This is a genomic window from Bacillus sp. JJ1503 (assembly GCF_036965125.1).
Lineage (GTDB): Bacteria > Bacillota > Bacilli > Bacillales > Cytobacillaceae > Cytobacillus.
This window is the reverse complement of the sequence record NZ_JBALOZ010000049.1, coordinates 22,433-49,148: the sequence shown is the minus strand read 5'-3', so window position 1 is coordinate 49,148 and position 26,716 is coordinate 22,433. Positions and strand designations below refer to the sequence as shown.

At 39.5% G+C, this 26,716-nt stretch carries 21 protein-coding genes; 5 read left to right on the top strand and 16 right to left on the bottom strand.

Features of this window, described 5'->3' with window-relative positions; genetic code table 11:
* Window positions 1-317: 317 nt before the first annotated feature.
* The 3 genes from V7149_RS04835 to V7149_RS04825 all read left to right on the top strand — a co-directional run bounded on the left by V7149_RS04835 (window position 318) and on the right by V7149_RS04825 (window position 4,773).
* A complete protein-coding gene (locus tag V7149_RS04835) occupies window positions 318-2,594 on the top strand; it encodes an N-acetylmuramoyl-L-alanine amidase (RefSeq protein ID WP_335344520.1) in 2,277 nt (758 codons plus the stop codon).
* 132 nt (window positions 2,595-2,726) lie between these two features.
* Window positions 2,727-3,443, top strand: a complete 717-nt coding sequence (locus V7149_RS04830; protein ID WP_335344519.1) for an SH3 domain-containing protein — start codon at window positions 2,727-2,729, stop codon at window positions 3,441-3,443.
* Window position 3,444: 1 nt separating this feature from the next.
* Window positions 3,445-4,773: a SpoIID/LytB domain-containing protein gene (locus tag V7149_RS04825; RefSeq protein WP_335344518.1), complete on the top strand. Its 1,329-nt coding sequence runs from the start codon at window positions 3,445-3,447 to the stop codon at window positions 4,771-4,773.
* Window positions 4,774-4,797: 24 nt separating this feature from the next.
* On the opposite strand, the gene V7149_RS04820 is transcribed toward V7149_RS04825, so the two are convergent.
* From V7149_RS04820 to V7149_RS04755, 14 genes are all read right to left on the bottom strand, one after another.
* Window positions 4,798-6,039, bottom strand: a complete 1,242-nt coding sequence (locus tag V7149_RS04820) for a glycosyltransferase family 4 protein (RefSeq protein WP_335344517.1) — start codon at window positions 6,037-6,039, stop codon at window positions 4,798-4,800.
* A gap of 14 nt (window positions 6,040-6,053) precedes the next feature.
* A complete protein-coding gene (gene galU, locus V7149_RS04815; RefSeq protein ID WP_335344516.1) occupies window positions 6,054-6,917 on the bottom strand; it encodes a UTP--glucose-1-phosphate uridylyltransferase GalU in 864 nt (287 codons plus the stop codon).
* The gene (locus V7149_RS04810) at window positions 6,914-7,996 is read right to left on the bottom strand and encodes a glycosyltransferase (protein ID WP_335344515.1); all 1,083 of its coding nucleotides are present in this window, start codon (window positions 7,994-7,996) and stop codon (window positions 6,914-6,916) included. Before V7149_RS04810 ends, galU begins: the two co-directional genes overlap by 4 nt.
* A gap of 35 nt (window positions 7,997-8,031) precedes the next feature.
* Window positions 8,032-9,138 (bottom strand): glycosyltransferase, encoded by a 1,107-nt coding sequence (locus V7149_RS04805; protein WP_335344514.1) that lies wholly within the window; start codon window positions 9,136-9,138, stop codon window positions 8,032-8,034.
* A gap of 110 nt (window positions 9,139-9,248) precedes the next feature.
* The gene (locus tag V7149_RS04800; RefSeq protein WP_335344513.1) at window positions 9,249-10,625 is read right to left on the bottom strand and encodes an O-antigen polymerase; all 1,377 of its coding nucleotides are present in this window, start codon (window positions 10,623-10,625) and stop codon (window positions 9,249-9,251) included.
* Window positions 10,626-10,635: 10 nt separating this feature from the next.
* Window positions 10,636-11,694, bottom strand: a complete 1,059-nt coding sequence (wecB, locus tag V7149_RS04795) for a non-hydrolyzing UDP-N-acetylglucosamine 2-epimerase (RefSeq protein ID WP_335344512.1) — start codon at window positions 11,692-11,694, stop codon at window positions 10,636-10,638.
* Window positions 11,691-13,283 (bottom strand): asparagine synthase C-terminal domain-containing protein, encoded by a 1,593-nt coding sequence (locus V7149_RS04790; protein ID WP_335344511.1) that lies wholly within the window; start codon window positions 13,281-13,283, stop codon window positions 11,691-11,693. Before V7149_RS04790 ends, wecB begins: the two co-directional genes overlap by 4 nt.
* Before the next feature lie 19 nt (window positions 13,284-13,302).
* Window positions 13,303-14,727 carry a lipopolysaccharide biosynthesis protein gene (locus V7149_RS04785; protein ID WP_335344510.1) on the bottom strand — a complete coding sequence of 475 codons (1,425 nt, stop codon included), beginning with the start codon at window positions 14,725-14,727 and terminating at the stop codon, window positions 13,303-13,305.
* Window position 14,728: 1 nt separating this feature from the next.
* On the bottom strand, window positions 14,729-15,460 hold the full coding sequence (locus V7149_RS04780) for an acyltransferase (protein WP_335344509.1): 732 nt from the start codon (window positions 15,458-15,460) through the stop codon (window positions 14,729-14,731).
* A 113-nt stretch (window positions 15,461-15,573) separates the two neighbouring features.
* Complete coding sequence (locus V7149_RS04775) at window positions 15,574-16,887, bottom strand: nucleotide sugar dehydrogenase (protein ID WP_335344508.1); 1,314 nt, start codon at window positions 16,885-16,887, stop codon at window positions 15,574-15,576.
* Between the two features lie 61 nt (window positions 16,888-16,948).
* Window positions 16,949-17,959 carry a Gfo/Idh/MocA family protein gene (locus V7149_RS04770; protein WP_335344507.1) on the bottom strand — a complete coding sequence of 337 codons (1,011 nt, stop codon included), beginning with the start codon at window positions 17,957-17,959 and terminating at the stop codon, window positions 16,949-16,951.
* A complete protein-coding gene (locus tag V7149_RS04765) occupies window positions 17,952-18,794 on the bottom strand; it encodes a hypothetical protein (RefSeq protein ID WP_335344506.1) in 843 nt (280 codons plus the stop codon). Before V7149_RS04765 ends, V7149_RS04770 begins: the two co-directional genes overlap by 8 nt.
* A gap of 42 nt (window positions 18,795-18,836) precedes the next feature.
* The gene (locus V7149_RS04760) at window positions 18,837-19,949 is read right to left on the bottom strand and encodes a DegT/DnrJ/EryC1/StrS family aminotransferase (protein ID WP_335344505.1); all 1,113 of its coding nucleotides are present in this window, start codon (window positions 19,947-19,949) and stop codon (window positions 18,837-18,839) included.
* A gap of 149 nt (window positions 19,950-20,098) precedes the next feature.
* Entirely contained in the window at window positions 20,099-21,157 is a 1,059-nt protein-coding gene (locus V7149_RS04755) for a glycosyltransferase family 4 protein (protein ID WP_335344504.1), read from the bottom strand.
* Between the two features lie 378 nt (window positions 21,158-21,535).
* Here V7149_RS04755 and secA2 point away from each other — a divergent pair, with 378 nt between their 5' ends.
* Both secA2 and V7149_RS04745 read left to right on the top strand, forming a co-directional pair.
* Complete coding sequence (secA2, locus tag V7149_RS04750) at window positions 21,536-23,890, top strand: accessory Sec system translocase SecA2 (protein WP_335344503.1); 2,355 nt, start codon at window positions 21,536-21,538, stop codon at window positions 23,888-23,890.
* Window positions 23,891-23,974: 84 nt separating this feature from the next.
* Complete coding sequence (locus V7149_RS04745; RefSeq protein WP_335344502.1) at window positions 23,975-24,817, top strand: accessory Sec system S-layer assembly protein; 843 nt, start codon at window positions 23,975-23,977, stop codon at window positions 24,815-24,817.
* Window positions 24,818-24,988: 171 nt separating this feature from the next.
* On the opposite strand, the gene V7149_RS04740 is transcribed toward V7149_RS04745, so the two are convergent.
* Window positions 24,989-25,720, bottom strand: coding sequence for a C40 family peptidase (locus V7149_RS04740; protein ID WP_335344501.1), 732 nt, complete (start codon window positions 25,718-25,720; stop codon window positions 24,989-24,991).
* Window positions 25,721-26,129: 409 nt separating this feature from the next.
* Window positions 26,130-26,537 carry a hypothetical protein gene (locus V7149_RS04735; RefSeq protein ID WP_335344500.1) on the bottom strand — a complete coding sequence of 136 codons (408 nt, stop codon included), beginning with the start codon at window positions 26,535-26,537 and terminating at the stop codon, window positions 26,130-26,132.
* Window positions 26,538-26,716: the final 179 nt, after the last annotated feature.

The following is a 26,716-nucleotide window of genomic DNA, read 5'->3' as shown; positions in this document are numbered from 1 at the left end:
AACCCTTACATTGAACAACCCTATGTTACTGTTTTATCTCGTTCACCCTCAAAACCCTTACATTGAACAACCCTATGTCACCGTTTTATCTCGTTCACCCGCTAAACCCTTCCATTGAACAACTCAACCATAACGTTTTTGTCTCCCTCACCTTCTAAAAGAAAACATCAAACATTTCTATTTTTAGCTTAATCTACCACCTTACATTTTTTTCATAATTATAAATGCCTAAATTTGCTTTTACGGGTTGGAAGATTAGACAAAATTCGCTAGAATAAGGTAGTATCTATTAAATTTTGTCGACGGAGGGAAGAAATTTGAAAAAACTCATTGCCTCTTCTGTTCTTGCCACTGCTGCTTTATTTCCTGCCATCGTACAAGCGGAAAACCTAAATACTCCGGCTAATATGTTCGTAGACCAAAATGTTGAGATTAGAAAAGGCGCTACAACTGCCTATCCTCTAGTAACATCTCTTCCAATAGGAAAAAGTGTGACAGTTATTGATGAATTCATCAACTCAGCTGGTGAAACATGGTATCGAGTTGATTTAGGCAGCAAACAAGGATGGGGATTAGCGAGCAGCTTTACCGAGAATTCTACTAATCAATCTCCTCTGCAAACAGGGAAAGAAGCAACCATTACAGAAGATCAAGTAAATGTTAGAAAAGGCGCTACAACCTCTTATGAAGTAGTAACAAAGCTATCAAAAGGAACGAAGGTAAAAGTAATCGATACTTTTAAAAATAGCAAAGGGGAATTATGGTACCGAATCGAAGTTGGTTCGATTAAAGGATGGGTCATTCAAAGCTACTTAACCCCGGTGACCGATTCGAAGCCTGCACCTCCTGCTATAGAAAGCAAGACAGTTCAATCCAAGGCCGCAGTCAGAAAGGGAGCCACTGGATCCTACAGCTTTGTTACATACGTTTATAAGAATCAAAAGATCAACATAATTGACACATTTAAAAATGCTGCTGGAGAAACCTGGTATCGCGCAGACTTAGGGACTATTAAGGGCTGGATTCATGAGGATGCCTTTAAGCCCGCTGCCAATCTGCCAAGCCCTCCTGATACAGAGACTAACCCCCTTCCAGAGGTTGGCAGCTTTGTATACAGCAGTCAAAACGGAATTGATGTAAGAAAAGGGGCGACTGACTCCTATGCATCTATAAGCAAGCTATCGGTAAACCAAAAGGTAAAAGTCATTGATCATTTTACAAATGCAAATGGAGCTACTTGGCTGAGAGTTGAGGTTACCCCAACATTATTAGGCTGGGTCCCAGCTAATACAATCAGTGCAACTGAATCATTAAATATTGATTTATACGTAAGTGCGCAAGTAGCCAATTTAAGAAGCGGCCCATCAACAAATGATTCTGTTATTGATCAAGCGACAATGGGAACTTTGTTAACAGCTATAGACAAGGCATACGACACAAGCGGTGATCTATGGTACAAAGCCCTCAACAGTTCTAATCAAACAGTCTGGGTGCATGAAACGGTCGTATCAACTAAGCCTACCTTAAGTAAAGGGGCTATCCTCATTGTAGGAGCTAGCAATATTTCTTTACATTCCGGTGCTTCACCCCAATATAAAGTAAAGGAAGTTCTAAAAAAGAACAGTACTATAACTTTTGTTGGTGACTTTACGAATTCACTTGGTCAATATTGGCTTCAAGTAAAGAGCTCATCTGGAAATACAGGCTGGATTCAGGATACACACATGGATTCCCTTCAATTATTAGAGAAGAAGCTTCTATCTCCTGAAGTGACTAATTTGGATGGGCATCAATACTTAAACTGGAAAAAGCCTAGTAAATATTCAATCTCTTACTCTACTTTATCGTCCAATCGATTAAAGCTTTCCGGAGGATTAACGGACGTTGATCTGCCAAAAGGGGCTATTCCAGGTATAAAATCCGTTGAGACAATTTCGTCCGGCAGTGAAAAATCTGTCATCGTCACATTTGAACCAGGTTACTCTTTTACAATCAGAGATTATAACGATAAGTTATCGATCAAAATTGTTCCATTAGGATTGCTTGGCAAGCATATTATTATCGATGCCGGGCATGGCGGAAAAGACGCAGGGGCTGTTGGCCCGACTGGGCTAAAAGAGAAAGATGTGAATTTAGGCACGGCTCTAATCCTCAAGGAGGAACTGGAAGCATATGGAGCGATTGTCACTTTAACTAGGAGTACAGATATCTTTTTAGAGCTATCACAAAGAACCGATATCGCAAATCGTTCACAAGCGGATGCGTTCATTAGCATTCACGGAGACTCTTTTTCTTCAACATCAAAAGGAACAACGACCTATTATAATTCAACCGTTAACTTTAACGGTCCTAGAAGTAAAACGCTAGGAACGGCAATTCAGAAAAATATGGTTTCCTCTATGAATACGTATAATAGAGGTGTAAAGGAACAATCATTCTATGTAAACCGTATGAATGATCTTCCAAGTGTTCTTGTTGAATTAGCATTCATTTCTAACCCAAATGAAGAAGCGTTACTAAAAACAACAGCATTCCGCAAAAAAGCGGCTGTTGGGATCACAAAAGGTTTAGAGGAATACTTTAACAATTTCTAAAATCTAGTAATCCTATTTCCCGACAAAAAAATTTATGTTAATCTACTATATGTAAGTGAATTTGGGTATTTTTTATATAATACCCAAATTTTTTTTTATAAAACAAAAAAATACATAGGGGGAAAAAAATAAATGAACCGGTCTAAAAAATTAATTGTTGCTGGAGCATTGACACTTAGCATTGGAGCAGGCGCTGTATTGGCAACTCCACAGGCGATGAACGCTTCTAGCAATGTTGTATTAGCCAGTGTGGATTGGGTAACCTCTCAATTAAATCCAATGAAGACAAAAATGACTGAGCTTGAAAATAAGATTAATTCACAACAGCAAGAGATTAATAGTTTGAAAGCTCAGATTTCTCAACTAGGTTCTAATCCTGTAACGCCACCGCCAACTACGACTCAGCCACCGGCAAACGGAGAACTTCCATCGACTGTTTATGTAGCCAATGCATCGGTTAATATTCATTCCGGCGCAACGAAAAGCTATAAAGTCATCGCTACAAAAACACAAGGAACATCCTTGAAGGTCATTGATCAATTTACTTCCTCAACAGGCCTTTGGTACCGTGTTGAACTTTCAGCTACTGTAAAGGGATGGGTATTTTCGAATGAGGTTTCTGTAACAAAACCGAGCACGAGCGGTCCGACACAGGTCGTTACATTTGGAGATGTTCATCTGCGTAAAGGTGCTACGACTAGCTATGCCGTCATCGAAACGCTGAAAAAAGGAACTACTTTGAAATATATTTCAACATTTACTAACGCAAAAGGAGAAGTTTGGTACAATGCTGAAACTTCTGCTGGAGTAAAAGGATGGGTATCCGGATCTCTTAGCGAGGTGAAATAAATTGAAGAAGTTCATTTCTATCATTGCTAGTTTCCTATTGCTCCTAGTCTATCTTCCAACAGACTCAAAAGCAGCTGAACTAGTAAATTATCCGAAGGAAGTAAATGTATCGGTACATCTGGCAACGAGTGTTACGTTAACCGCAAATGGAAGTTATCAGTTAAATAACAAAGATACTGCTGAAATCACAGAACTACCACAAGGTACGGTTCTTACCGTTAAAAAGGACGGTTCAAATGTAAATGTCACTTTTAATGGGACTAGCCTTAATTCTGTAACAGGCTTTAATTTACAGGAGAAAATCAGCACGAGTACATCTCTTGTAAGAGTCAGCAATGGCACTACATATAGAGGAAGCTTCTTTTTAAAGCCAAATGGAAACAAGGTCGAAATCATTAACATTCTTGATATGGAAGATTATTTAAAGGGTGTTGTCCCGAGTGAAATGCCTGCCTCCTTTCATAAGGAAGCACTGAAGGCTCAAGCAATATCAGCAAGAAGCTATGCTGCCAACACGTTGATGCTGACAAGCACCGCAGCTAGCCAAGTATATCGAGGCTATTCTGGTGAAGATGCAAGAACGAATGCGGCCATTAAGGAAACAGAGGGAATGCTAGTCAAATATAACGGCAAGCCGATCCAAACATTTTTCTTTTCCACAAGCGGCGGCAGAACGGCAAATGTTGGTGATGTTTGGAACTCAAAGCAAGAGCACTTCCCATATCTTGTTTCAGTAGATGATCCATATGAATCATCTCCGTTCAGTAACTGGACTGAAACATTTCCTGCTGAAACTCTGCTAAAATCTTTCGGATTCACAGATCTATCAGCACAAATCTATGACATTGCCTTATCAAAAACAGGTGCAAACGGAGAGGTAAAAGGCATTACGATTAAAACCTCTGCAGGAGATAAAACCGTAACGGGAAATGAATCGATTATTCGAAACTATTTTCCACTGAACAACCCACAGCTTTATAATAAATTGCAATCCAACTGGTTCGACATTCAGCTTAATGGCTCTGCTTCGCAAAATCTTTCTGTACAGACTTCTAGCGGAACGACCGCTATTGGAGATTTGAAAGGGCAAAAAGTGCAAACAGCAAATGGCGAAGTCACGCTGACGGATTCAAAGGTTTCCATTCAAACGGCGAACGGCGTCGTGACGAATGAAGGAACAGGAAACATTACAACTGTTACCCTAAATGGGAAAGGCTGGGGCCACCGAGTCGGCATGAGCCAATACGGTGCAAAAGGCTTTGCGGAAAGAGGCTGGACTGCCGAGCAAATCCTTACTCATTACTTCCAGGGGACAACGGTATCTCGATAATAAGCTAAAAAGCCAATTCCACAATCAGGAATTGGCTTTTTCTTTTCGCTTTATATCAATATTATCCAGAATATCATCCACAATGCTCTTCCATGAATACTGCTCAATCGCAAGCTTGCGTCCATTTTCACTCATGGCTTGATACTCATCATCAGATACTTTCATTAACTCCTCAATGGCAGCCGCAATTCCCTCTGGGTTTTCCGGCGGAGCAATTTTACCGCAATGGTATTCATCCAAAATGGCAGCACTTTCTCCATCCCCGCAGTATAAAACGGGTTTCCCTGAAGAAATAGCAGGGAAAATTTTCGATGGCCTTGCCCCTTTAAACAGTTCAATGTTTCTCAACGAAACTATACTATAATCACAAATCGAGAACATCCTTGGCATTTCCGAGACAGGAACGGAACCGTAGAATGTCACATTATCTAGCTGAAAATCCTCTTTCATTTTCAGCAGCTTTTCTCGCTCCTGACCGTCTCCAACGAAGAGTAAATGTACATCTGGAAGCTTGTCCTTTAATAAAAGAGCTGCCCCCAATACAGAATCTAATCCTTGAGCATAGCCTAAAGCTCCTGCGTACATAAATACCTTTTTCCCTTGAATGCCGATTTTCTCTAGCAGTTCATGATCTTTTGGAAGTGGCAAAAAGGTATCTGTATTTACTCCATTCGGAAGAAGAAACACATCTGCCTCATCCTTCCCCTTTCGAACCATATAATCCTTAATACCTTCAGTAGCAGTCGCAATTTTCCACGACTTCTTATACAAGAACCTTTCAAGTATCTCCGCCAAGCGGATAAAGCTTTTATTTTTCAAAATGCCAAGCTCCACCGCTGATTCCGGCCAAATATCCGCAATGTTGAAGACAAACTTAGCCCGCTTCATTTTCGCACCGATGTATCCCGTAATCCCAAGAAATAACGGCGGGGAATTACAGATGATCACATCGGTTGGCTTGGATTTCATAATGGAATAAAAGGCACTAAAGGTGAAGGAAAAATAAGAAGCAAGCCGCTTCCAAAAGCTTCCCTTTGGAGATGGGTAAATCCAAGAACGATGAACAGGGATCCCATCCCATTCTTCAAACATATAAAACTTTCCTCGATATTCCTCTGGGATAATTCCGTGAGGGTGATGAGGAAATGCGGTAATCACTTCCACCTGATGTCCTCTGCTAATTAGCTCTTTACTCACTTCGTATACACGAATTTGCGGAGCACCTGTTTCAGGGGGAAAATGCTGACATAAATAAATCACTCTCATTTTCCCATCTCCAATTAATTCACTTTTAACTGTTTAATATACGCTTCCAGTTTATCTTTAAGATCTGGACGCTTTAAGGCATAATCAATTGATGCCTGTAAGAAACCAAATTTATCCCCAACATCGTACCGCTTTCCTTGAAGAATATAGGAATAAATCGATTCTTTTCCTAATAAACGATCAATCGCATCCGTAAGCTGGATTTCACCCTTTTTATCCGGGGCTACCTCTTCAAGCAATTCAAAAATGGCTGGTGATAAAATATAACGCCCCACTATCGCCTGTGTAGATGGAGCCTCTTCAATCGCTGGTTTCTCAACCAAACTTTCTACCTTATAAAGGTCCCCCGATTTTTCTGAGTAATTCACGATTCCATACTTATTTACTTCTGAAAGCGGAACCTCATTACAGCCCAAAATACTGGATTGAACTTGATTATACTGATTAATCATTTGTTTAAGAGCCGGAACCTCACTATCAACGATATCATCACCAAGCAATACCGCAAAAGGCTCGTTTCCGATAAACTTCTTCGCACATAACACAGCATGTCCTAGGCCAAGCGGCTCTTTTTGGCGAACATAATGAATATCAACGAGATTAGAGATATTCTCGACAACTTCGAGCATATCATGCTTGCCAGTTCTTTCAAGCAGCATTTCTAACTCTACGGATTTATCAAAATGGTCCTCAATCGCCCTTTTGCTTCTTCCCGTTACAATAATAATATCCTCAATCCCCGATTCAACGGCTTCTTCAATAATATATTGAATCGTTGGTTTATCAACGATTGGAAGCATTTCTTTCGGCTGTGCTTTTGTTGCCGGCAAAAATCTAGTCCCCAACCCTGCAGCAGGAATTACCGCCTTTTTAATCATGATTTCATCCCCTCTTTCAAGGTTTTTTCATATAGATCTAGCATTCCATTGGCATTATCTACCCAATTATAATGAGCTTTCACATGCTCTATTCCTGCTAGCCCCATTTCTCTGCTCTTTTCTTTATTTTCAACTAAAGAAAGGATGGCTTTTGCTAACTCATTCGGATTTTCCTTCGGTACAACGTATCCAGTCTTGCCTTCAACAACGACTTCAGGCAATCCGCCAACATTAGAAACGACTACCGGTACTCCGCACGCCATCGATTCAACCGCCGCGACACCGAAGCTCTCACTATCCTCTGTTGAAGGGACAGCAAATACATCCATTTTATTGATATATTCCGGAACCTTGTCATTTGGAACCCGTCCAGTAAAAGTAGTGACATCTTCAATTTTCAAATCGCGGGTTAATTGGATATATTCATCTCTTTGACGGCCATCCCCTACAATGAGCAGCCTTGCATTGCTTTTACTCTTATAGATGTCTGCAAAGGCATGAATTAAATCAGCAATCCCATATTTATCTTCGAGTGCCTTTACCGTTCCAATCGTAATATGGTCCTCAGATTTTAAGCCTGGAAGAGGTTTGAACTTCGCCATATCTACTCCAAATGGCGTAACAAAAATGTTTTTGTTTGTATACTTATTCGTTTCTTTAGCCATGATATGACTTGTAGAACCAATCACATCCGTTTTCGACAAAGTATATTCAACCATTTTCCGATTTAAACTGCCCTGCTGCGGAAACTGAAAAACATCTCTTCCCCATACAGACAAATAAAAAGGCTTATAATTCGCAAGCGCTCCGACAAAGCCATAGCTTGAGGCGTAATGGGCATGGAAAATATCGGGCTTAAATTGTTTTAACACCTTCTTAAGGGCAAAAACGCTTGAAAAATAAGATAGCTTCCCCGGTAAAAGCTTGGGAAGTGTAATCGTATCAATTTCCTTCGCATTTTCCTCAGAATAATGGTCCGCAAAGGTAACAACCTTAACCTCTATCCCGTTATTTTTATAAAATAAGGCCCACTTATGCGTGTGTATCGACCTGCTTGGAGCCAAAATTAATACTTTCATAAATCCTCCTGTAAATGCGCTTCAGCGCCTCGAAACTACTCTTTTACTAAGGCATTCTTAATTTTTTCCACCCTAGCAGTCCATGAATGCTTTTGCAAAAAGGTGTTTTGAATGTTTTCCCGATATCCTGTAGCCTTAAGGGCCATCTCTTTAATGGCTCTTGCCATATCCTCGGGCTTATCCTCGCAAATAATTCCGTACCCATCTGACTCTATTATCTCTCTTTGCGCCTGACAATATGTGGCGATCACTGGCAGTTCATTAGAGAGATACTCAACAAGCTTAACAGGAACAGCGAAATCATTGTACGTGCTCCGATATCTAGGAATAAAGGCAAAATCCATTTCACGATAAAGATCATTTAATGCTTCGCCGCTTACATGCTGAATGGTTACATCCATCTCTTGCAGGCGAGCCTTTTTCTCTTCGGGCAATTGTTTGTATTCATCCTCACGGCAAACAATCGTCAATTCGGACACTTTTTCCTGCTTGTTCGCAATTTCTAGTGCATCAAGCAGCAAAAATAATCCGTAATCTTCATTATTAATACCGCCGACATAAAGACCTTGCGCGAACTGAGTATCCTTTTCCTTCTTCACTACGTCCACTTTTTTGCCGCCTGGCGGTAGGGATATTTTCTCTCTTTGAATGTCAACATACTTCCCCATCGCATCGCTAGGCAAGAAAATAACTTGGCAATACTTATTGTAAAACCTTTCCTCCATCCGATAAATGGTTTGCATAACCGTCTTTTTAACACCTTTTAACGGATAAAGCTCATCAAACTTCCAATATACATCACGATAGAAAACGCCAACAGGCACATGACGCTGCTTTAAATAGCTCAACACCTTTTTATCGATCAACGGCTTCTTCGGAATATGGCCTTTATCTGTCAGCCAGAAAGGAATCGTTTGATTTTCCATATAGCAAAACCAAACATTTTCAAGCTTCCCTTCTGCCTTCCATTGTTCAAAAAGGGTTTCCCTCGCAGAAGAATTTCCTGACAAAAGCAGAATTTCGATATTCTCCTTCGCTCCCCATTCCTGAAACGCCTTATACATTTCCTTAGGTCGAAGCTTGGAACCGCTATTCGCATTTTCAGCTATTTCAAAAGGATAATAAAGCAAAACTGATTTCATTATATGTTCTCCTTATCGTTCGTTGCCTGCTTTACAATAGTAGGGATAACCCGCCAAGCCGTATCTTTAACTAGGCTCTTAAAGCAAATTCGCCCCACCAGTATTGAACATCAAGACTTAACAGACCCTCTTTTTGAAAAGTAAGCGAACAAATCCAAACGAAGTCTAATAAACAATAGAATTCCCGCGAATAAGCAAGTGATGAAAATCCAAATGGGATTGAATAGAAAATCCGTAAATCCACCTACTAATGTCCGCGGAATATTAATGGAAAAATAAATAAACAGGCATAAAAAGACAGGATTTTTTGGCAGTCTGATAAAAATGATATAGATAAGCTGAACGAGAACCCCCACGTAAATCGTGCCTAGGATAATTCCCAAATAGCCGAAATTCGCATAAGCTTCAGCAATAAATAACGTATTCAGCACTCCGCCAGTCCCATCTTCAATCCGGTTCGGGAAAGCATTCGCCATTACCAATCTCGCGGAACGGACCTGCTCCATATCAAACCTTTCGATAATAATTGACGGAAGACTCCTGCCATTAAGAAATGGGATGGAATGGCCAAAAAGATCCAAATGCAAGAAAGTAGGCGAAATTTGAGCAAGAATAATTCGTCCGATTGGTCCGGATGAATAGTTAAGAAAACTGTCCAGATCATTTACACCTTGGATAAAAACATACATGACAACAATGACTGCTGCTCCACTAATCGTGTAGCCTACTATTTTCTGCCACTTTAACACCAGTTTGCCAACATACAGTCTTACAAATATAAACATAATGATGTAGAAAATAATCGGTGATTTCGATAAGTCATATACACTAATCACCAATGCACTGACAAAAAGGGCGAAGAATAAAAAGATCCATTTCAAATGCCTTGTTTTTACCGCATATACATACGCAATTAACGATAGAAGCGGCGTCAAAGCAATCGCGAAAATATTTCTTATTAATACATTCCCGCCAAAGTTCCTTGCTGCTTCAATCCGCTGTAACCCTAATTCCGAAAGATTCCCTTTTAAAAGGGAGAAGATCGGTACTTGATTCGTCTTTAAAAGCGTATAGGCAACGGCCAGCATACAAATCATCGAGAGGCCTAGAAATAACAAGTAAAATTCATTTTTTTGATTAAACGTTTCTTCAATTGGTTTTTTCAAATAGTCATTGAATTCCTTTTTTGCATCAAACCCAGCCAGCTTGCTGACAAGAAACATCGTAAGCGGCAGCATAATCATGACAAAGGATACCGCTCCGAAGCCGATATAGCGATAAACATCATGATCAAGCTTATTAATCATATAATAATGATCGATGTCTAAAGCAATCAGCAGGCTTCCGATATAACAGGAAACAAACAAGGAGTAATAAAAGATTAATGAATTTAAATTGGGTTTCGTAAAGGAAAGGCTACCAGACACGCTAGAAAATAGCTTGATGGAAACAATTAATACGATCACCCATATCGTGAAAGCCAACATTCGTCAGCACCTACTTTTTGTTAAGAAGTTCAACAATTTTTTCTGAAGCCTGGCCATCACCGAACACTTCTTTATATTCAGGGTGAACCTCTTTTTGAACGGCTGCTAGGATCTTTTCAGTATCTGTACCAGTAAGGATATTGGCTTCCCCTGTTAAGGTCTCTACCCATTCCGTTTGCTCACGGATTGTCACACAAGGCACTTGCATGAAATAGGCTTCCTTCTGAACGCCGCCAGAATCGGTTACAATTTTCTTCGCATTAGCTTCTAAAGTTAACATATCTAAATAGCCAACAGGATCAATGACTTTTAAGTTTGGAACATCACCGAGATTTATACCGTAGTCAGCCAATTTATGTTTCGTTCTTGGGTGAATTGGCCACACCTTAACCTCTTCAATTTTCGAAAAAGCTTCTAAAATATTTTTCATATTTTGCAGATCATCAGTGTTTTCCGCTCTATGAATCGTAATCAAATGGTAATTTTTTGAAGTTAACCCAGCTTCCTCAAGGATATTTGATTTTTCCTTCGCAAGCTCACGGTTATACAGAACAGCATCGTACATGACATCCCCGATGTTAAACACGTTGCGGGTAATATTTTCATTTGTTAAATTTTCAACCGCTGTATCTGTTGGGCAGAATAGGAATTCTGATACATGATCCGTCATGATGCGGTTAATTTCTTCCGGCATTTTCTTATTAAAGCTTCTTAGTCCAGCTTCAATATGAACAACAGGAACGTGCAATTTAGCAGCCACAAGTGCGCCCGCTAGCGTAGAGTTCGTATCCCCATAAACCATTAAATAATCTGGCTTCTCGCTTAATACGATTTCTTCAATTTTCGCAAGCATTTCACCTGTTTGCTTGCCATGGTTGCCAGATCCGACACCAAGATGATAATCCGGCTTTGGAATATGAAGCTCTTCGAAGAAAATATCAGACATATTTGCATCATAGTGCTGACCTGTATGAATGATTTTCTCATCCATATGCTTTCTTAAAACCCTTGATACCGGTGCTGCTTTAATAAATTGTGGCCTTGCGCCAAGAATCGTTAGTATTTTCATTTAAATTCACCTTTCAAGCTTTGAATATAGTCTTTTGCTAAAAATGAATTAATATTATAAGGCTGTGAATATTTGTATCCATTATGTTTGAAAGACAAAGCCATCACGTACTCAGGATAAGTCTTATAAATCCCATACCATTCCATAGGCTCTGTATAGTATTGCTGGTAAAGCTTTTTCTTGTTATAGAGCTTTTTCGCCGTATTATAGAAGACACCGTATTTCTGTTTTAAAGATGTCTCCTTCCCAACTGGCTTTACAGGCTCAGGGAAATAATCCGGATACATTTTGTTCAATGTGTAATCATATAAGTACTTCTTGAAGCGATATTCAACAGGGACTGTTTTGAAAAACTCCATTAACCGGTCATCCCATAACGGAATATCCCATCCCTTTTCGTAAAACTCATACACGCGAATAGAGTTGATAATAAACTTTGCCTGCCGCTCTCGCCAATCCCAATATTCAAATAGGGCGCTTGCCTGCTCATTTGTTTGATACGGGAGGTCTTTGAATGACCTTTTCATTTCAGCTATAACGTCTGTGGCAGATGAGTGAAGCCCTTGTCCCATTTCCCATAACTTGTGATGCTTATTAATGTTAAACTGCACAACATCGTCAGCCGTAAATTCACGGTCCACCGTGATTTCATAGGCTAAGTGGCTGCCTGCTACAAAGTCGCCGGAATGCCCTGGTATGAAGACGTAATCTTCATCCTGTTTCGTAACGATCTCCCTTACTGCCGGCCAATCCTGAAGATGGGCCATGGACGAACCATTCACGGCAAAATCAACATAATCCTTCCATTCCTGAGAATGGTACCAGTGATGCCAATCATCCTTTTTGTACTCAATAAAGTCCCACTTTAATCCAAGTCGCTTGGCGATATCACGGCTTACCTGTGCTTCTTTATTTTCCCTTTTTCCATATGTGAAGGAAGCAATATGTTCAATCCCATATTCCTTCAGCAAAATGGCAATAATCCGCGAATCATATCCGCCGCTCAATGGCAAAATCGGAACCTTATTAATCAAACGTTTGATTAAATCGTTGAATACCGCATGGAAAATCGCCTGAAGCTCTTCACTGAATTGCTCGAGCTCCTTGTTTTCTGGATGGTGGTAAAATTGGTAGTATTCATGATTATCGACTGTTCCCGCTACATCGATGTGAAGATAAGAGCCGGCTTCAATTTGATATACCCCTTCATAAAGGGTTTTTTCATTCGCGGTAAACCCTGTAAGAAGGAACTCTTTTGCAGCGGTCTTCTGGAGCATCCGATCTTGCTGATGAGCAATTTTATCTGTCACAATCCAGCGAGATCCTTCTTTATAGTAGAAAAGCGGAATACTGCGCTTCCGATCGACAATCGCTGTTATTCCATTTTGGTCAGCTTGAATAAAAACAAACTCCCCAATTAAATCTTGTAAATGTTTTTCAAAGAAGTTTGCCTCTAGGATATCTTGAATATTATCCTGATGATAATATTTTCCCTTATAAATCACATAGCCGCCAAAATAAGCATGGCCAAAGGGAACTGGAATTTCTTTTATGAGCCTGTTATTGGTAATTCTAACTTCATAGAACAAACGGATCACCTATTTTACATTAAATTGCCCTTGATCTTTTTTTCAATAAATCTTTGTCCACCCGCGATAACAAGATGGCAACGATAAATCCAAGCCAAGCAAAAATGATATTGAGATCAGGGATGCTGCTCTCTTGAATATAGACAATCGCGATCACAGCTAATAGAGAGGTTATGAATAAAAAAGTCATCTTGCCAAATGAAACAGGCACATAGTATAGCTTTTGGCTTTTAAAGAAAATATACGTAATGGCCACGATGTAGGAAATCAAATAAGCCGCAACGCTTCCCCAAATCGAAAACGATGGGATTAATACTATGTTTAAAATAATATTCACAACGGCTGCCATTCCAAACGCGTACGAAATAATCTTCGTTTGTTTCGTAAAGAAAATGCCAACTGAAATAATCATATAGAAAAAATTCAGGAAGGTAACAGCCGACAAAATCGCAACATACTGATAGGCTTCATGATATTCGCTGCTTAACATGCGGATAATCCACGGCATAAGAGTGGCAACCATTAAAACACCAATGGTTCCTACTAACAGGATACCATAGTAGAGCTTTGCAAATAAAACGGGACTGTCCTTTTTGTCCTTTAAGGACATAGAAAACGGTCGCCAAGCCATTTGCACACCGCTCGTAAGGAGCGTTATTAAAGAAGCAAACTTTACTGCTGACCCGTAAATACCTACTTCGTGAAAAGAAGTAAATTTTTCTAATAGAAGTGAATTCGCGTTGACGATCACCCAGAATGCGAGAGATGCTGGAACGAGCGGTGCCGCATAGACTAAGATTTCCTTTAATAGCTTTTTATTAAAGGTAAATTTAATGAATTTCAATAAAGGCTTGATTAACAGCACAGCAACGATGGCTACACTGATCAGCCGTCCATATAAAATGCCATCGATTGTAGGGCTGACATAAGCTAAAAATCCGTAGGAAAAGACTGCAATTAAGAGCATTTTCAATATCGTAAAGATAACGACCTTTTTTGTAAAAAAGTCATACCGAAGAACCGTTAAGATTAAGGCGATGACAGTATCCAAGGCCATAACCCCAATGGCAATGTAGAGCAAATTATAGAGGGCGGCATCATCTAAAAGCAGTTGAGCCAGCCATTGGCCGCCGATAAGAAAGACGATAGCAATAATAAGAACAATCAGTAGTCTAAAGGTCATGACGGACCTGACATAATCAAGCTTCTTCTTTTTATCCTCCGATTCGAAGTAGTAAAAAGCGAGAGCCGAATCGGTGCCAAAGATGACTAGGAAGGTTAGCATCGAGGTAATCCGATCCAAGTAATCTATTACCCCATATTCCGCAGGGGCAAGAAAGGTGGTGTAAATAGGAAGCATGATAAAGGCGATCAGCTTCGTACCAACGTTCATAAATGCGTAAAGGAGCGAATCCGCTCCTAAACGCTTAATTTGGGCGAACACCCTATAATAGCTCCCGCTCGTCTACCATTTTGGTGAACTTAGCAGGAACTCCTTTAATCAATGTCTTAGGCTCTGTATCCTTCGTGACTAATGCACCTGCAGCCACAAATGTTTCTTCCGCCACTGTGATTCCAGGCAGGATAATGGAGGCACCGCCAACACGAGCTCCTTTTTTCACATGGGCTCCCTTGATCTTATCAAAGCGCTCTTCCGTTCTGCCCATAAAATTGTCATTTGTCGTTGTCACGCATGGAGCAATGAATACTTGCTCTTCAAGAGTCGTGTAAGCCGTAATATAAGAGTTAGATTGAATTTTTGTCCGGTCGCCAATCTTCACATAATTCTCAACGGTTACCCCTCTGCCCACAATGACGAGGTTACCGATTTCAACATTTTCTCTAACGCTTGCAAGGTCCGCAATCAGCGTGCTCGAACCAATTTTGGCGCCGCGATAAATTACGCAATTCGCCCCAATTGTCACTTCTTCCCCAATTTCCAGTGCCGGGATTGAAGCAGAAAGCTTAACCGTACTAGTCTTAGCAGGCTTTGGCGGCTTCCCAACAACAGCTCCATCGGCAATTGTCGTGTTGTCGCCAATGATTGTACCTTCGTGAATCGTTACACGGTTACCGATGATGGCATCTTTACCGATTTTCACATCTTTTTCAATAACCGAAAAATGTCCAACTTGAACGGATGGATCTACTTGAGCGGAAGGATCAATATAATTCATATTCGAAAGTCTCCCTTTACCTTTTTAATTATGAGTAGTTGCGGATATATTCGCTATAGTGGCGGATATCTATGCCAATGTCGCGGATATTTCGCCAAAGTGGCGGATAACTATTACAATTTAATATATTTATTCGGCTTTTCAATACCTTTCAATGCATTACGCGTATCAAAAATGACTTTGCTCTCTTGCGCAATCATGTTGTAATCGAAATCTGTGTGATCGGTCGTTATTAATACGAGATCTGCCTCATTTAATAGCTCTTTTGACAGCTCGACTGTTTCAACTTGCTGATCACATGATCTGAATGATTTTACATATGGATCAACCACAGTATAATCAGCGCCATGGTGCTCTAATTGCTCAACAATTTTAAGAACTGGTGATTCACGAACATCGTCAATGTCCTTTTTGTAAGCTACACCAAGGACAGCTACTTTTGCACCGCGAAGAGCTTTACCGTCTTCATTTAGAACTTGCATTGAACGTGTAATGACGTATTCTGGCATGCTGTTATTAATTTCGCCTGCAAGCTCGATTAATTTTGTATGGTAATTATATTCGCGCGCTTTCCATGTTAAATAGAATGGGTCGATTGGGATACAGTGACCGCCTAAACCAGGACCTGGGTAGAATGCCATGAATCCGTAAGGCTTTGTTTTCGCTGCATCAATTACTTCCCATACATCGATGCCCATTTTATCACATAAAATCGCCATTTCATTCGCTAAGGCAATGTTAATGTGGCGGAACGTGTTTTCAAAGATTTTCTCCATTTCAGCAATAGCTGGAGAAGATACTTCGTGTACATCCCCTTCAAGTACATTTCGATAAAGGGCAGCTGCCACTTTTGTACAATTTTCGGTAATACCGCCTACAACCTTTGGGGTATTCTTCGTTTTAAATTGCTTGTTACCTGGGTCAACACGCTCTGGTGAATACGCAACAAACACAGTTTCTCCAACTTTAAAGCCTTTCTCTTCAAGAGCTGGCTTTACAATTTCCTCTGTTGTTCCTGGGTAAGTTGTGGACTCTAATACAACAAGCATGCCTTCATGTGCATATTTCGCAATCTCTTTAGATGAGCTTTTCACATAAGAAGTATCCGGCTGCTGATAAATATCAAGTGGTGTTGGCACGCAAATAGCTACAGCATCAACCTCTTGAATTCGAGCGTAATCAGTAGTAGCTTCCAAATGACCGTTCTTGATCATATCCGCTAAATCTTGATCCACAACGTCTCCAATATAGTTAATTCCCATATTTACTTGCTCAACACGCGCTGCCTGCACATCAAAACCGATTACTTTATAGCCGGCTTTTGCTTTTTCAACTGCTAGCGGCAGACCAACATAACCTAGTCCGACTACTCCAATGACAGCTTCTTTCTTTTCAATTTTATTTAATAATGATGTATATACGTCCATCTTTATTTCTCCTTTTAGAGCAGATTACGGGCAGCAAGGCTGCCACTTAATGAAGTTTCACTTATAGAACGACTTTTTTCCCTGTTTCGGCTGATTCTAAAATGGCCAGTATTAATTTTACAGGAGCAAGACCGTCTTCGCCAGTTACAATTGGATTACGATTTTCTTGCACAGCAAGCACCATATCTTCGATGATGCATTGATGCCCTGGCTTCCCAAATGGATCTGCTTTAATTTCATTTTTTATTTTGTCCGCATCCTCTTCAGATACTCCCTCAATGTCCCATGTTTCAATGAAATTAGCATTTCGACCGCTAATTTTCACAGATGCAGTTTCGCCGAAAATCGCAAGGGACTCTTCCAAGTTTTTCGGATAAATGGTTGTCGCTGCTTCAATGACGCCTAGTGCGCCATTTTTAAATTGGACAACAGCCGCCGCAACGTCCTCTGTCTCAATTTTTCGCAGACGGGTTGCTGCCATAGCCTGTACAGATTCAACAGGACCCATTAGCCAAAGCATTAGATCAAGATCATGAATGGCCTGATTCATTAGAACACCGCCATCAAACTCCTTCGTTCCTCTCCATTCAGCCTGATCATAATAAGCTTGATTACGATTCCATCGAACTGTTGCATTCGCATGGCTTAGTTTCCCGAAAGCACCTGCATCCATTTGCTCTCTTAACTTCTGAATCGCTGGTCTGAAACGGTTTGGATGAACGACAGCTAACTTCACACCGTGGTCATTCGCGTATTGAATCATATCTTCAGCATCCTGAAGTTTTAATGACATCGGCTTTTCTACAATAATATGCCTTCCGTTTTCTGCCACAATTTTCGTCAATCTAGCATGCAGGCCGGATGGGACACAAATATTGACTACATGAATTTCCGGGTTTTCTTCTAGCATTTTTTGAAGATCGGTATACTTTTTCACATTCGGATTGTCCATTTCCAAACGTGCTGGATTCGTATCGCAAATAGCAAATAAATTTGCATTCTCTGCTTTTTCAATTGCCTCAATATGTTTGTTTGCTATATGCCCCATTCCTACGATGGCAAAATTAATCATGTTTGTAATACCTCCGGGCCTCGTTAATATAGTTCCAAAGCATAAGGATTAGAAAAGTTGCAAAAACCCCCAAAATTAGACCTGCTAATGAAAACTCCAATTTATAGGTGTCCATTGTCTTCACGTCTTGACTAACAATGGAAGGCGGCTCGAAAAAGGTTAAATCAGTGCCCATTTTTTGAATTGAAGCTGCAGTTGCAGATGCTTCAAATTCTGTGTATTCAAGTAAACTAGTAATATTTGACGTTTCATCAATTGTCAGGTTATTGCTTTCTAATTTCGCGCTGCTTGATTCTAATACACCTTCAAGTGCAGCAAACTTTTTTTCATTAAGTTTTATTCCCTCTTCTGTCGCTTTATATCTTAGGTCAAAGTTTTCCACAAGCGCCTTTTCAACACCCGCCGTCATCTTTTGAAGATCCTGCTCAAGGCGTTCTTTGTTATCATCGTAAATTTTAATTTTTATATAGCTTTCACTTGATACATAAGTATCAATGACACCATGGACATCCTTGCCATATTCAGCCTCAATACTGATCGGATTCGTTAATGCCTTTAATTTTATGGATCCAGTAAAAACCGTTGCACTTCCTACATATTTTCCGTCTTTAGGAACTAAATATGAGCCTCCAAATCCTAATAGAGTAAAAATCAGCGGAATAATTAAAAAGAAAACCTTCTTTTTCCAAAAGAATACGAGGTATTCATATAATACAAATCTTTTCTGTTCTGCCAACAGGACCACCATTCCTTTTAAAATTAATAAACGTTCTTTCCCTATTTTCCTTGAGAATGTTCTCAATTTGGAAACTAAACGCACTTTCATAAAGAGCAAGTAAAGAAACGCCCCCTATTCGGCGACGTTTCATTCGGTTTTTTATTTGTTGTAAAACTCCTTGATTTTAGCTACAACATATTCCTGCTGCTCCTGCTTAAGTTCTGGGAACATTGGAAGCGATAATGCCTCTTTTGCAGCCTTTTCAGATTCAGGAAGGTCTCCTTCTTGATAACCTAAATCTTTAAATACAGGCTGAACATGAAGCGGAAGCGGATAATAAATCATCGTTTGTACGCCTTGTTCTTTTAAAAACGCTTGAAGCTCATCACGTTTTTCTACACGGATCGTATACTGATGGAAAACATGATAATTTCCTTCTTTTACGACTGGAGTTTTTACAAGATCACCTAATTGCTCATTAAGAAGCTGAGTGTAGACAGCAGCTTTTTCTCTTCTAAGCTCGCTCCATTTATTTAAATGAGGAAACTTCACATTTAGGACAGCCGCTTGAAGCTCATCTAGACGGCTATTATAGCCTAATACATGATGGTAATATTTCGGTTTGCTTCCGTGCACACGGATAACACGGCAATTCTCAGCTACTTGATCGTCATTTGTTACGATCATTCCGGCATCTCCGTAAGCACCAAGATTTTTTGTCGGGAAGAAGCTGTATGTAGCAGCAGTTCCTAATTCTCCGACCGTCTTTCCATTTTGTTTAGCGCCAATCGCTTGGGCAGCATCTTCGATAATAGCCAGATTATGCTTGTCGGCAATTTTGCGAAGCTCTTCCATATCTGCCATTTGTCCATATAAATGAACTGGAATAATCGCTTTTGTCTTCTCTGTAATAGCTTGCTCTACCTTTGCAGGATCGATATTAAATGTAACCGGGTCAATATCTACATATACAGGTGTCGCACCTGCACGAACAATAGATCCGCCTGTAGCAAAGAATGTGAATGGAGTAGTGATGACTTCATCACCAGACTTGATACCTGCAGCCTGAAGAGCAATATGTATCGCATCACTGCCATTTGCACAGCCAATCCCATGACTAACATTACTAAATTCAGCTACATCAGCCTCAAGCTTTTTAACGTTATCACCCAAAATAAATCGGGAAGAACTCATAACCTGGTCTAAGGCTGTTAACATTTCTTCTTTTAATTCTTGATACTGTTCACTTAAATCTAACATTGGAATGTTCATACTCAATTCCTCCAACTTTCTAGATGAAATACTAAATAATATTATCACATAATAGACGACATGCAGACAAATTTCGTTACTGTTTTTTGACATTTTTCGATTTTTCTTTTCAAAAAAAGCCGTTTGCGGGCGTCCACAAACGGCCTATCCTATTGTCGTCCAGTAACCTTACGATACATTTTAATAACAGGCTGATACTTTTCATGGACTAAACCAATCGCTTCAGCCAGCAGTTCAAAAATTAGCAGCAGGCCGAAGATGAGAAAAATACTAACCCAAAGTGTTGCTGTTGAGAATAGTATGGCACTTACGCTGAAAACAATTCCGAAACCGTAAATACATAATACGGTTTTTCTATGAGATAGCCCTAATGCAAGCAGACGATGGTGCAAATGTGATTTATCTGGAGCAGAAATTGGCTTTTTATTGACAATCCTTCTAATGATTGCATAAGTTGTATCGAAAACAGGAACACCTAATATGATGATTGGAACAATAAAGCTAAATAACGTTACACTTTTGTATAGTCCAAGCAAAGAAAGGACGGAAATCGAATAGCCCAAGAATAAGGCTCCCGTATCTCCCATGAAGATCTTTGCCGGATGAAAATTATGGAACAAGAAGCCTAACGTACTGCCTAGTAAGATAAGCGATAGCATTAAGATCATCGGTTTCCCTGCAATTCCAGCCATAAAAGCAATTGTAGCAATTACAATGGCTGAAATTCCGGCAGAAAGACCGTCAAGTCCATCAATTAAATTAATCGCATTCGTGATGGCAACAATCCAAAAAACTGTAATTGGATAGGTCCATAATCCAAGATCATACGTTCCGAAAAATGGGATCGTTAAATGATCAATATTTAAGCCGCTTCCCACAACGGCACCAGCAGCAAGAAGCTGGCCAAGAAGCTTATACTTTGCTGATAATTCATATTTATCATCAAGAATGCCGGTAATCACAATAATAATGGCACCAACTGTAATTCCGGTAATTTTTTCATTGTAAAGACCGCCGACAAAATAGCCTGCAACTACCCCTCCAAATATGGCCAAACCGCCAAGTCTAGGCATGATTTTTGAATGCACTTTCCTTTTGTTCGGTTTGTCTATAGCGCCAATCTTAATGGCTAATTTTATGACAAGGGGTGTTATCAGTAAGGATGTAACTATAGCCGCTAGAAAGGCAGCGATAAATTTTATCTCCAATAGTATCACCTTGTATTCGTAGTAATCCTGCTAGAGGCAAGTATTATCCCTCGAAAAAGCAAGTTTTATTCTATATCAATTCAGATTAATCCTAACATATATACAAAAGAATTCAATTAATTTCATTTTTACAAATATTACAGATTAGCAACATTTGATAACTTTATTATATTATCACCTCTTTCATTAAAAAGTCTTTATAACATTTCGCCCTAAAATGGCATTATCCTCTAAAATTGACGAATATTCTCGAAAAAGGTTTCATATAATAGAATAATAGAATCTGTAAAAAATTAACTGCCGTTTTTCAACCAAATTATATTATACTACATTATATGTTATAATTTAGCTAGAAAAAAAGTTTTAGGAGAGAACAACATGCTATCTTTAATGAAGCGAGTATTTAATGAAGATTCTGCCGAACTAAAACGTCTATATAAACATGTTGCAAACATTAATGAACTAGAGGCAAATGTCTCCAAACTCAGTGATGATGAACTTAAAGAAGCTACGCAATACTTTAAAGAAAAAATTGCATCAGGCGTTTCAATATTCAATTTAAAAGAAGAAGCCTTTGCGATTGTCCGTGAAGCATCCAAACGGGTTCTCGGACTTCGCCATTATGATGTGCAATTACTCGGAGGTCTTGTCCTCTTAGATGGCGGCATTGCTCAAATGGCAACAGGAGAAGGAAAAACACTTGTCGCAACACTTTCAAGCTACTTAAAAGCACTTGAAGGAAAAGGCGTTCATGTGATCACCGCCAATGAATATTTAGCAAATCGTGACTTTGAGCAAATGGGAAAAGTTTTTAAATTCCTTGGACTAACAGTTGGCTTAAATATTTCCCAAATATCAGAATCTGAGAAGAAAGATGCCTATAATGCAGACATTACATACGGAACAGGCACGGAGTTCGGATTTGACTATTTACGGGACAACATGGTCACACGTCTTGAAGATCAAGTGCAGCGACCATTACATTATGCCATTGTCGATGAAATTGATAGTATTTTAATAGATGAGGCTAGAACGCCATTAATTATTGCTAGTAAATCTGATATTGCTACCGAACTCTTTCAAATTACTTCTGAAATTGTTAGAGACTTTGAAGATAGCAATCACTATGAATTTTACCCTGAAACGAAGCAAATCGTATTGGCTGATAATGGAGCGAATGTATTCGAAGAGGCTTTCGGAATAGAGAACCTTTATGATGCTGAGCACCGCGAGCTGCTTCATAACATAATGCAGTCATTAAGAGCCCATGTCGTCATGCGCAAAGACGTGGACTACATTGTTAAAAAAGATGAAGTGATGCTTGTTGATCAATATACAGGCAGAATTATGGAAGGCCGTACCTTCAGCGATGGGCTTCATCAGGCAATCGAAGCAAAAGAAGGCGTAACGATTAAGGAAGAAAATCAAACACAAGCTTCGATTACCGTTCAAAATTACTTTAGAATGTATACAACTCTTTCTGGCATGACCGGCAGCGCTCTTCCTGCGAAGCAAGAGTTCTGGGAAACGTATAATTTAAGGGTTGTCGCGATTCCAACAAATAAACCGAATGCTCGCCAAGATGAAGAACCATTAGTCTATAATGATTACGAATCGAAAGTGAAGAAGATCGTCGAAGAAGTAAGCAAGCATAATAAACTGGGACGCCCAGTCTTAATTGGAACATCATCGATTGAACAATCTGAGCGTTTATCTTCTTATTTAAAGAAGGCAGATATTAAGCATAAGATTTTGAATGCCAAAACCGAAGAAGACGAAGCCCTCATTATTTCTCAAGCTGGGCAAAAAAATAAAGTGATGCTTTCCACGAATATGGCTGGACGCGGAACCGATATTCTTCTTGGAGAAGGGGTACGGGAATTAGGCGGTCTTCAAATTATCGGAACTGAACTTCATGAAAGTGCACGGATTGATATGCAGCTAAGAGGACGTGCAGGCCGTCAAGGTGATCCTGGCTCCACTCAATTTATTATTTCTATAGAAGATGATATTTTCCATAGCTATGATAAAGAGGAAATGGACAGATGGAAGAAAAAAATGAAGTTCGATGAAACTGGTCTTGTCCAGTCACCGAACCCTGTTAAATTCGTTAAGAAGGTGCAGGAAACGGTTGAAGGCGCGCATTTCTCATCCCGAAACCATTTATTGAAGCTCGATGACATTGTTGACGAACAAAGGAAAATCATTTATAAGAAGCGCAATGATTTACTAACGATTTCTAATTTTAATGATCTGCTGAAGGAATCGCTAAATAATCATGTACAAAAACTCCTTGAAAAATATTGTCCAGAAGATGTAATAGAGGAGGATTGGCCAACTGAAAGTCTTTATGAAGAGCTAACACTTGTTTTCGGAACTCCTCCTTTCCCAGCTTCCGAATTAAAAGGAGCCGAAAAGCAAGTCATCCAAGGCAAAGTAGACAAGCTAATTAAAAATCAGCTAGAGTTATTAGATAAGCTTGAGGCAAACGAAGATTTCCAAGTTCAAATCAAGAATATGTATTTGCAGACTTTAGATCACTCATGGATTGTCCATATGGAATTACTATTCCACATGAGAGAAGATATCGGCGTTCGCGGCTATGGACAGGAAGATCCTTACCGATTATATGCTCGAGAGGCATACGAAGAATTCTTGCACTTCATAGCGGAATTGGATGCTCAAATTGCTAAGCAGGCAAAATTGTATATTCACCATTTTTTAGCTGAGTAAATACAGCCATACTAGCGGTGACCTCCATAGGGGCCACCGCACAATTCACTTTTTACAAAATACTATTTTAAAGGTGGCTTTTTTATGGGAAAAGAAAATAAAACGGCAGAAGGTATTAAAACGAAGCTTTCCTACCACCCTGATTGGGATTTAACCGTTCAAGAGAAATATGTATTTCAATATAATCATCAAAAGCTTCCACGCCTTCAGCCGAACCAGCTATCAGTGAGTGGAATCAATCTATATGAATATGATGATGGCTTTGTGGTGACAGCTTTCTTAAGCAGCTCACTGCCACAAGCAATTTCTTTTGAAGTGATTGACCTCGTACTCGTTAATGAAAATAATGAACCATTAGCGAGAAAAGGCTTTGAAATGGACTTGTTTGGGGAACTCCCTCCAAACACAAGCAGACCATGGAGATTCCTATTCGAGAATGACAATAAACTAGTAGACGAAATTCCGAAAAAAGGCTGGAAGCTCGTTTTTGAATTAAAGAAAAAGCAAGTAAACGAGCTCGCTCTTGATTTAGAGGATAGCTGGAAGGCTACCTTAAGCGATGAGCAAAAATTAAAGCTTGAAGAGATTAACAAAAACCTTCCCCCGCTTCGGGACGGTGAAGTTAATTTCATGGGATTAGAGGCTAATATAGTTGAAGGAAAAGGGTTGGCCGTTACATTACTTATTCGCAATGCCAGCAACCGCAGTATTTTCATTGAGAACATCCCTCTTGCATTCGAGGATGCCTCTCAGGAAGTAGTAGCGCAAGCAGGCTTCCAGCTAGATAATCTTGAGGTAAAGAGTCAAACATGCAAGCCTTGGACATTTGTATTTCCAGAATCCTCTATTACGAAGGAGAACTTGGATTTATCCAAATGGAAGGCATATGTTCCACAATCAGCAAAAGTCGATGTGAAGCAATCATAAAGGATGATAATATCCGCCTATTTGTAAAGCGCCATGTCTGTGGCGCTTTTTTTTCGATCTGTTAACTCTAAAAACCGTCATATGCGCGCAAGTTTTCGTACCGAAACCCGTACACATAGTCACTAACGTTAAAAAGAGGTCTGAAGCAGCTTAGCTTCAGACCTCTCATTATTATTTACTAGCATCTAGTGCGTGGTATTCAATATGTGTTTTCATATCTGTAATAAAGGTTCCACCTAGGCCGTACTGCCCGCCGTGGTTTGAATCATATGTATAAACACGGAACTTATCCCCTGGCTGAAGCACGCGGACCATTTCCAATTCATTATTCTTATCGCGCTTCCAAAGATTAATCGGCTTCTTAATTTCAACGACACCGATTTGGTTTTCCTTTAGATCAAGACCCATGAACTTTCCATCTGCCGGTGGAGCTGGCGGAGACTCAAGGTCTACGAATCTTTTAGCACCTGCGTAACGATTCTTCCAATACTTTTCTGTATTTAAATTACTAATTTTGATACCATTTGTTGAATCTGCATGAATAAACTGGTTATCACCAATATAGATGCCTGAATGTGAGACACGAGATCCAACTGTTATAAAGAAAACAGCATCCCCAGGAACGAGGTCTTCTTTATCCACAGCAGTACCTGCATGATATTGATCAGTAGAGATTCTTGGCAGATCTACACCAAAGTGACTGTACACATAGGATAAAAATCCTGAGCAATCAAAACCGCTTGTAGAATCTCCGCCATAAACATAAGGTATTCCTATGAATTTTTTACTATATTCAATTATATTAGTATTTGTATTTTGTTCTGCTGCACTTGCTTGACTAACCCCGAAAAAGGTAGGAAATAGCAATGAGGCTGTGATGATGACTTTCGCTAATTTTTTCATGTTGGCCCCCTGAATTCAAGAAAATTGTCATATCTTATCGTTTACTAATATGATTTTACATTATTTTCTGTCATTTTTACGTTTCAATTCTATTAAATATTAGCCGTTATATTACAATTACGTTACAAAAGAGACTATTTTACTAGAATAAGAGAAAAAGGAAATATAAATGTAAGGTTTTTTAATGAATGTTTCTTGTTTGGCCAAAGTCATGAGGGTACAAGCTTACGAGTGAAAATAAGTGAGGTTGACGTTGGACATGATCAGAACAACACGAGTTGAAAATAGGAAGATAGTTGGGGAAACGGGGGAAATCATGCTTATTCGACAGGATAATGAGGTTTGCAACATTTGGAAATTATTGAAAACCCCGACAAAAACAGGAAAACCCTCTTGATACCAAGAAGGTTTAGGAAAAATCCGGCCAATTTTTTTGAAATTGGTCTCCTTTAATTTTTACAAGTGTTTTATATCGGAAAGGCATTAAATCGCTTGCATCTTTATTAATAAACTCTAGAGCGAGCTCTAAAGGAATGAGATGAAATTGATCCTCTACTTCAGAAAGAAAGAAAGCGTCCTTGATTTTTCCACTTTTCTTCGTGTCAATCAGTAAAAAAGCTGGATAATAGCTGCCATCATTAGCTTCGAGAATTGCCTTTGCCGTTACAAACCCTTTCGGCTCTTGCTCAATATCATCATTTGCTGTTTTATCTAAAGTTTTCTGAGCCCAGCCTTGTCGCTTATATCCCCCAATAATTTTCGGAGGATCCTTTTCAAACTGTTTTTTAATTTGATCGTATTCAGAACTAAATGACATTCTTTTCCCTCCAACGAAAAGGGTCTTTAAGGATTTTCCTAAAACTAGGAACAAAATTAAGATTGCATGTACTAGCGTATCATATCATAAATGACAAATCAAACAGATGTCTATAACAATTTTTAGCACAGTCAGAATTTTATAACTCCCCATACATTTATATCTTGTATGCTTCCCCA

Coding starts and splice junctions, on each gene's coding strand:
- V7149_RS04830 (WP_335344519.1), top strand. CDS start 2,727: ATGAACCGGTCTAAAAAATTAATTGTTGCTGGAGCATTGACACTTAGC.
- V7149_RS04820 (WP_335344517.1), bottom strand. CDS start 6,039: ATGAGAGTGATTTATTTATGTCAGCATTTTCCCCCTGAAACAGGTGCT.
- galU (WP_335344516.1), bottom strand. CDS start 6,917: ATGATTAAAAAGGCGGTAATTCCTGCTGCAGGGTTGGGGACTAGATTT.
- V7149_RS04810 (WP_335344515.1), bottom strand. CDS start 7,996: ATGAAAGTATTAATTTTGGCTCCAAGCAGGTCGATACACACGCATAAG.
- V7149_RS04805 (WP_335344514.1), bottom strand. CDS start 9,138: ATGAAATCAGTTTTGCTTTATTATCCTTTTGAAATAGCTGAAAATGCG.
- V7149_RS04800 (WP_335344513.1), bottom strand. CDS start 10,625: ATGTTGGCTTTCACGATATGGGTGATCGTATTAATTGTTTCCATCAAG.
- wecB (WP_335344512.1), bottom strand. CDS start 11,694: ATGAAAATACTAACGATTCTTGGCGCAAGGCCACAATTTATTAAAGCA.
- V7149_RS04780 (WP_335344509.1), bottom strand. CDS start 15,460: ATGAATTATATTGATCCTTCCGCTCAAGTAGATCCATCCGTTCAAGTT.
- V7149_RS04775 (WP_335344508.1), bottom strand. CDS start 16,887: ATGGACGTATATACATCATTATTAAATAAAATTGAAAAGAAAGAAGCT.
- V7149_RS04770 (WP_335344507.1), bottom strand. CDS start 17,959: ATGATTAATTTTGCCATCGTAGGAATGGGGCATATAGCAAACAAACAT.
- V7149_RS04760 (WP_335344505.1), bottom strand. CDS start 19,949: ATGAACATTCCAATGTTAGATTTAAGTGAACAGTATCAAGAATTAAAA.
- secA2 (WP_335344503.1), top strand. CDS start 21,536: ATGCTATCTTTAATGAAGCGAGTATTTAATGAAGATTCTGCCGAACTA.
- V7149_RS04745 (WP_335344502.1), top strand. CDS start 23,975: ATGGGAAAAGAAAATAAAACGGCAGAAGGTATTAAAACGAAGCTTTCC.
- V7149_RS04740 (WP_335344501.1), bottom strand. CDS start 25,720: ATGAAAAAATTAGCGAAAGTCATCATCACAGCCTCATTGCTATTTCCT.
- V7149_RS04735 (WP_335344500.1), bottom strand. CDS start 26,537: ATGTCATTTAGTTCTGAATACGATCAAATTAAAAAACAGTTTGAAAAG.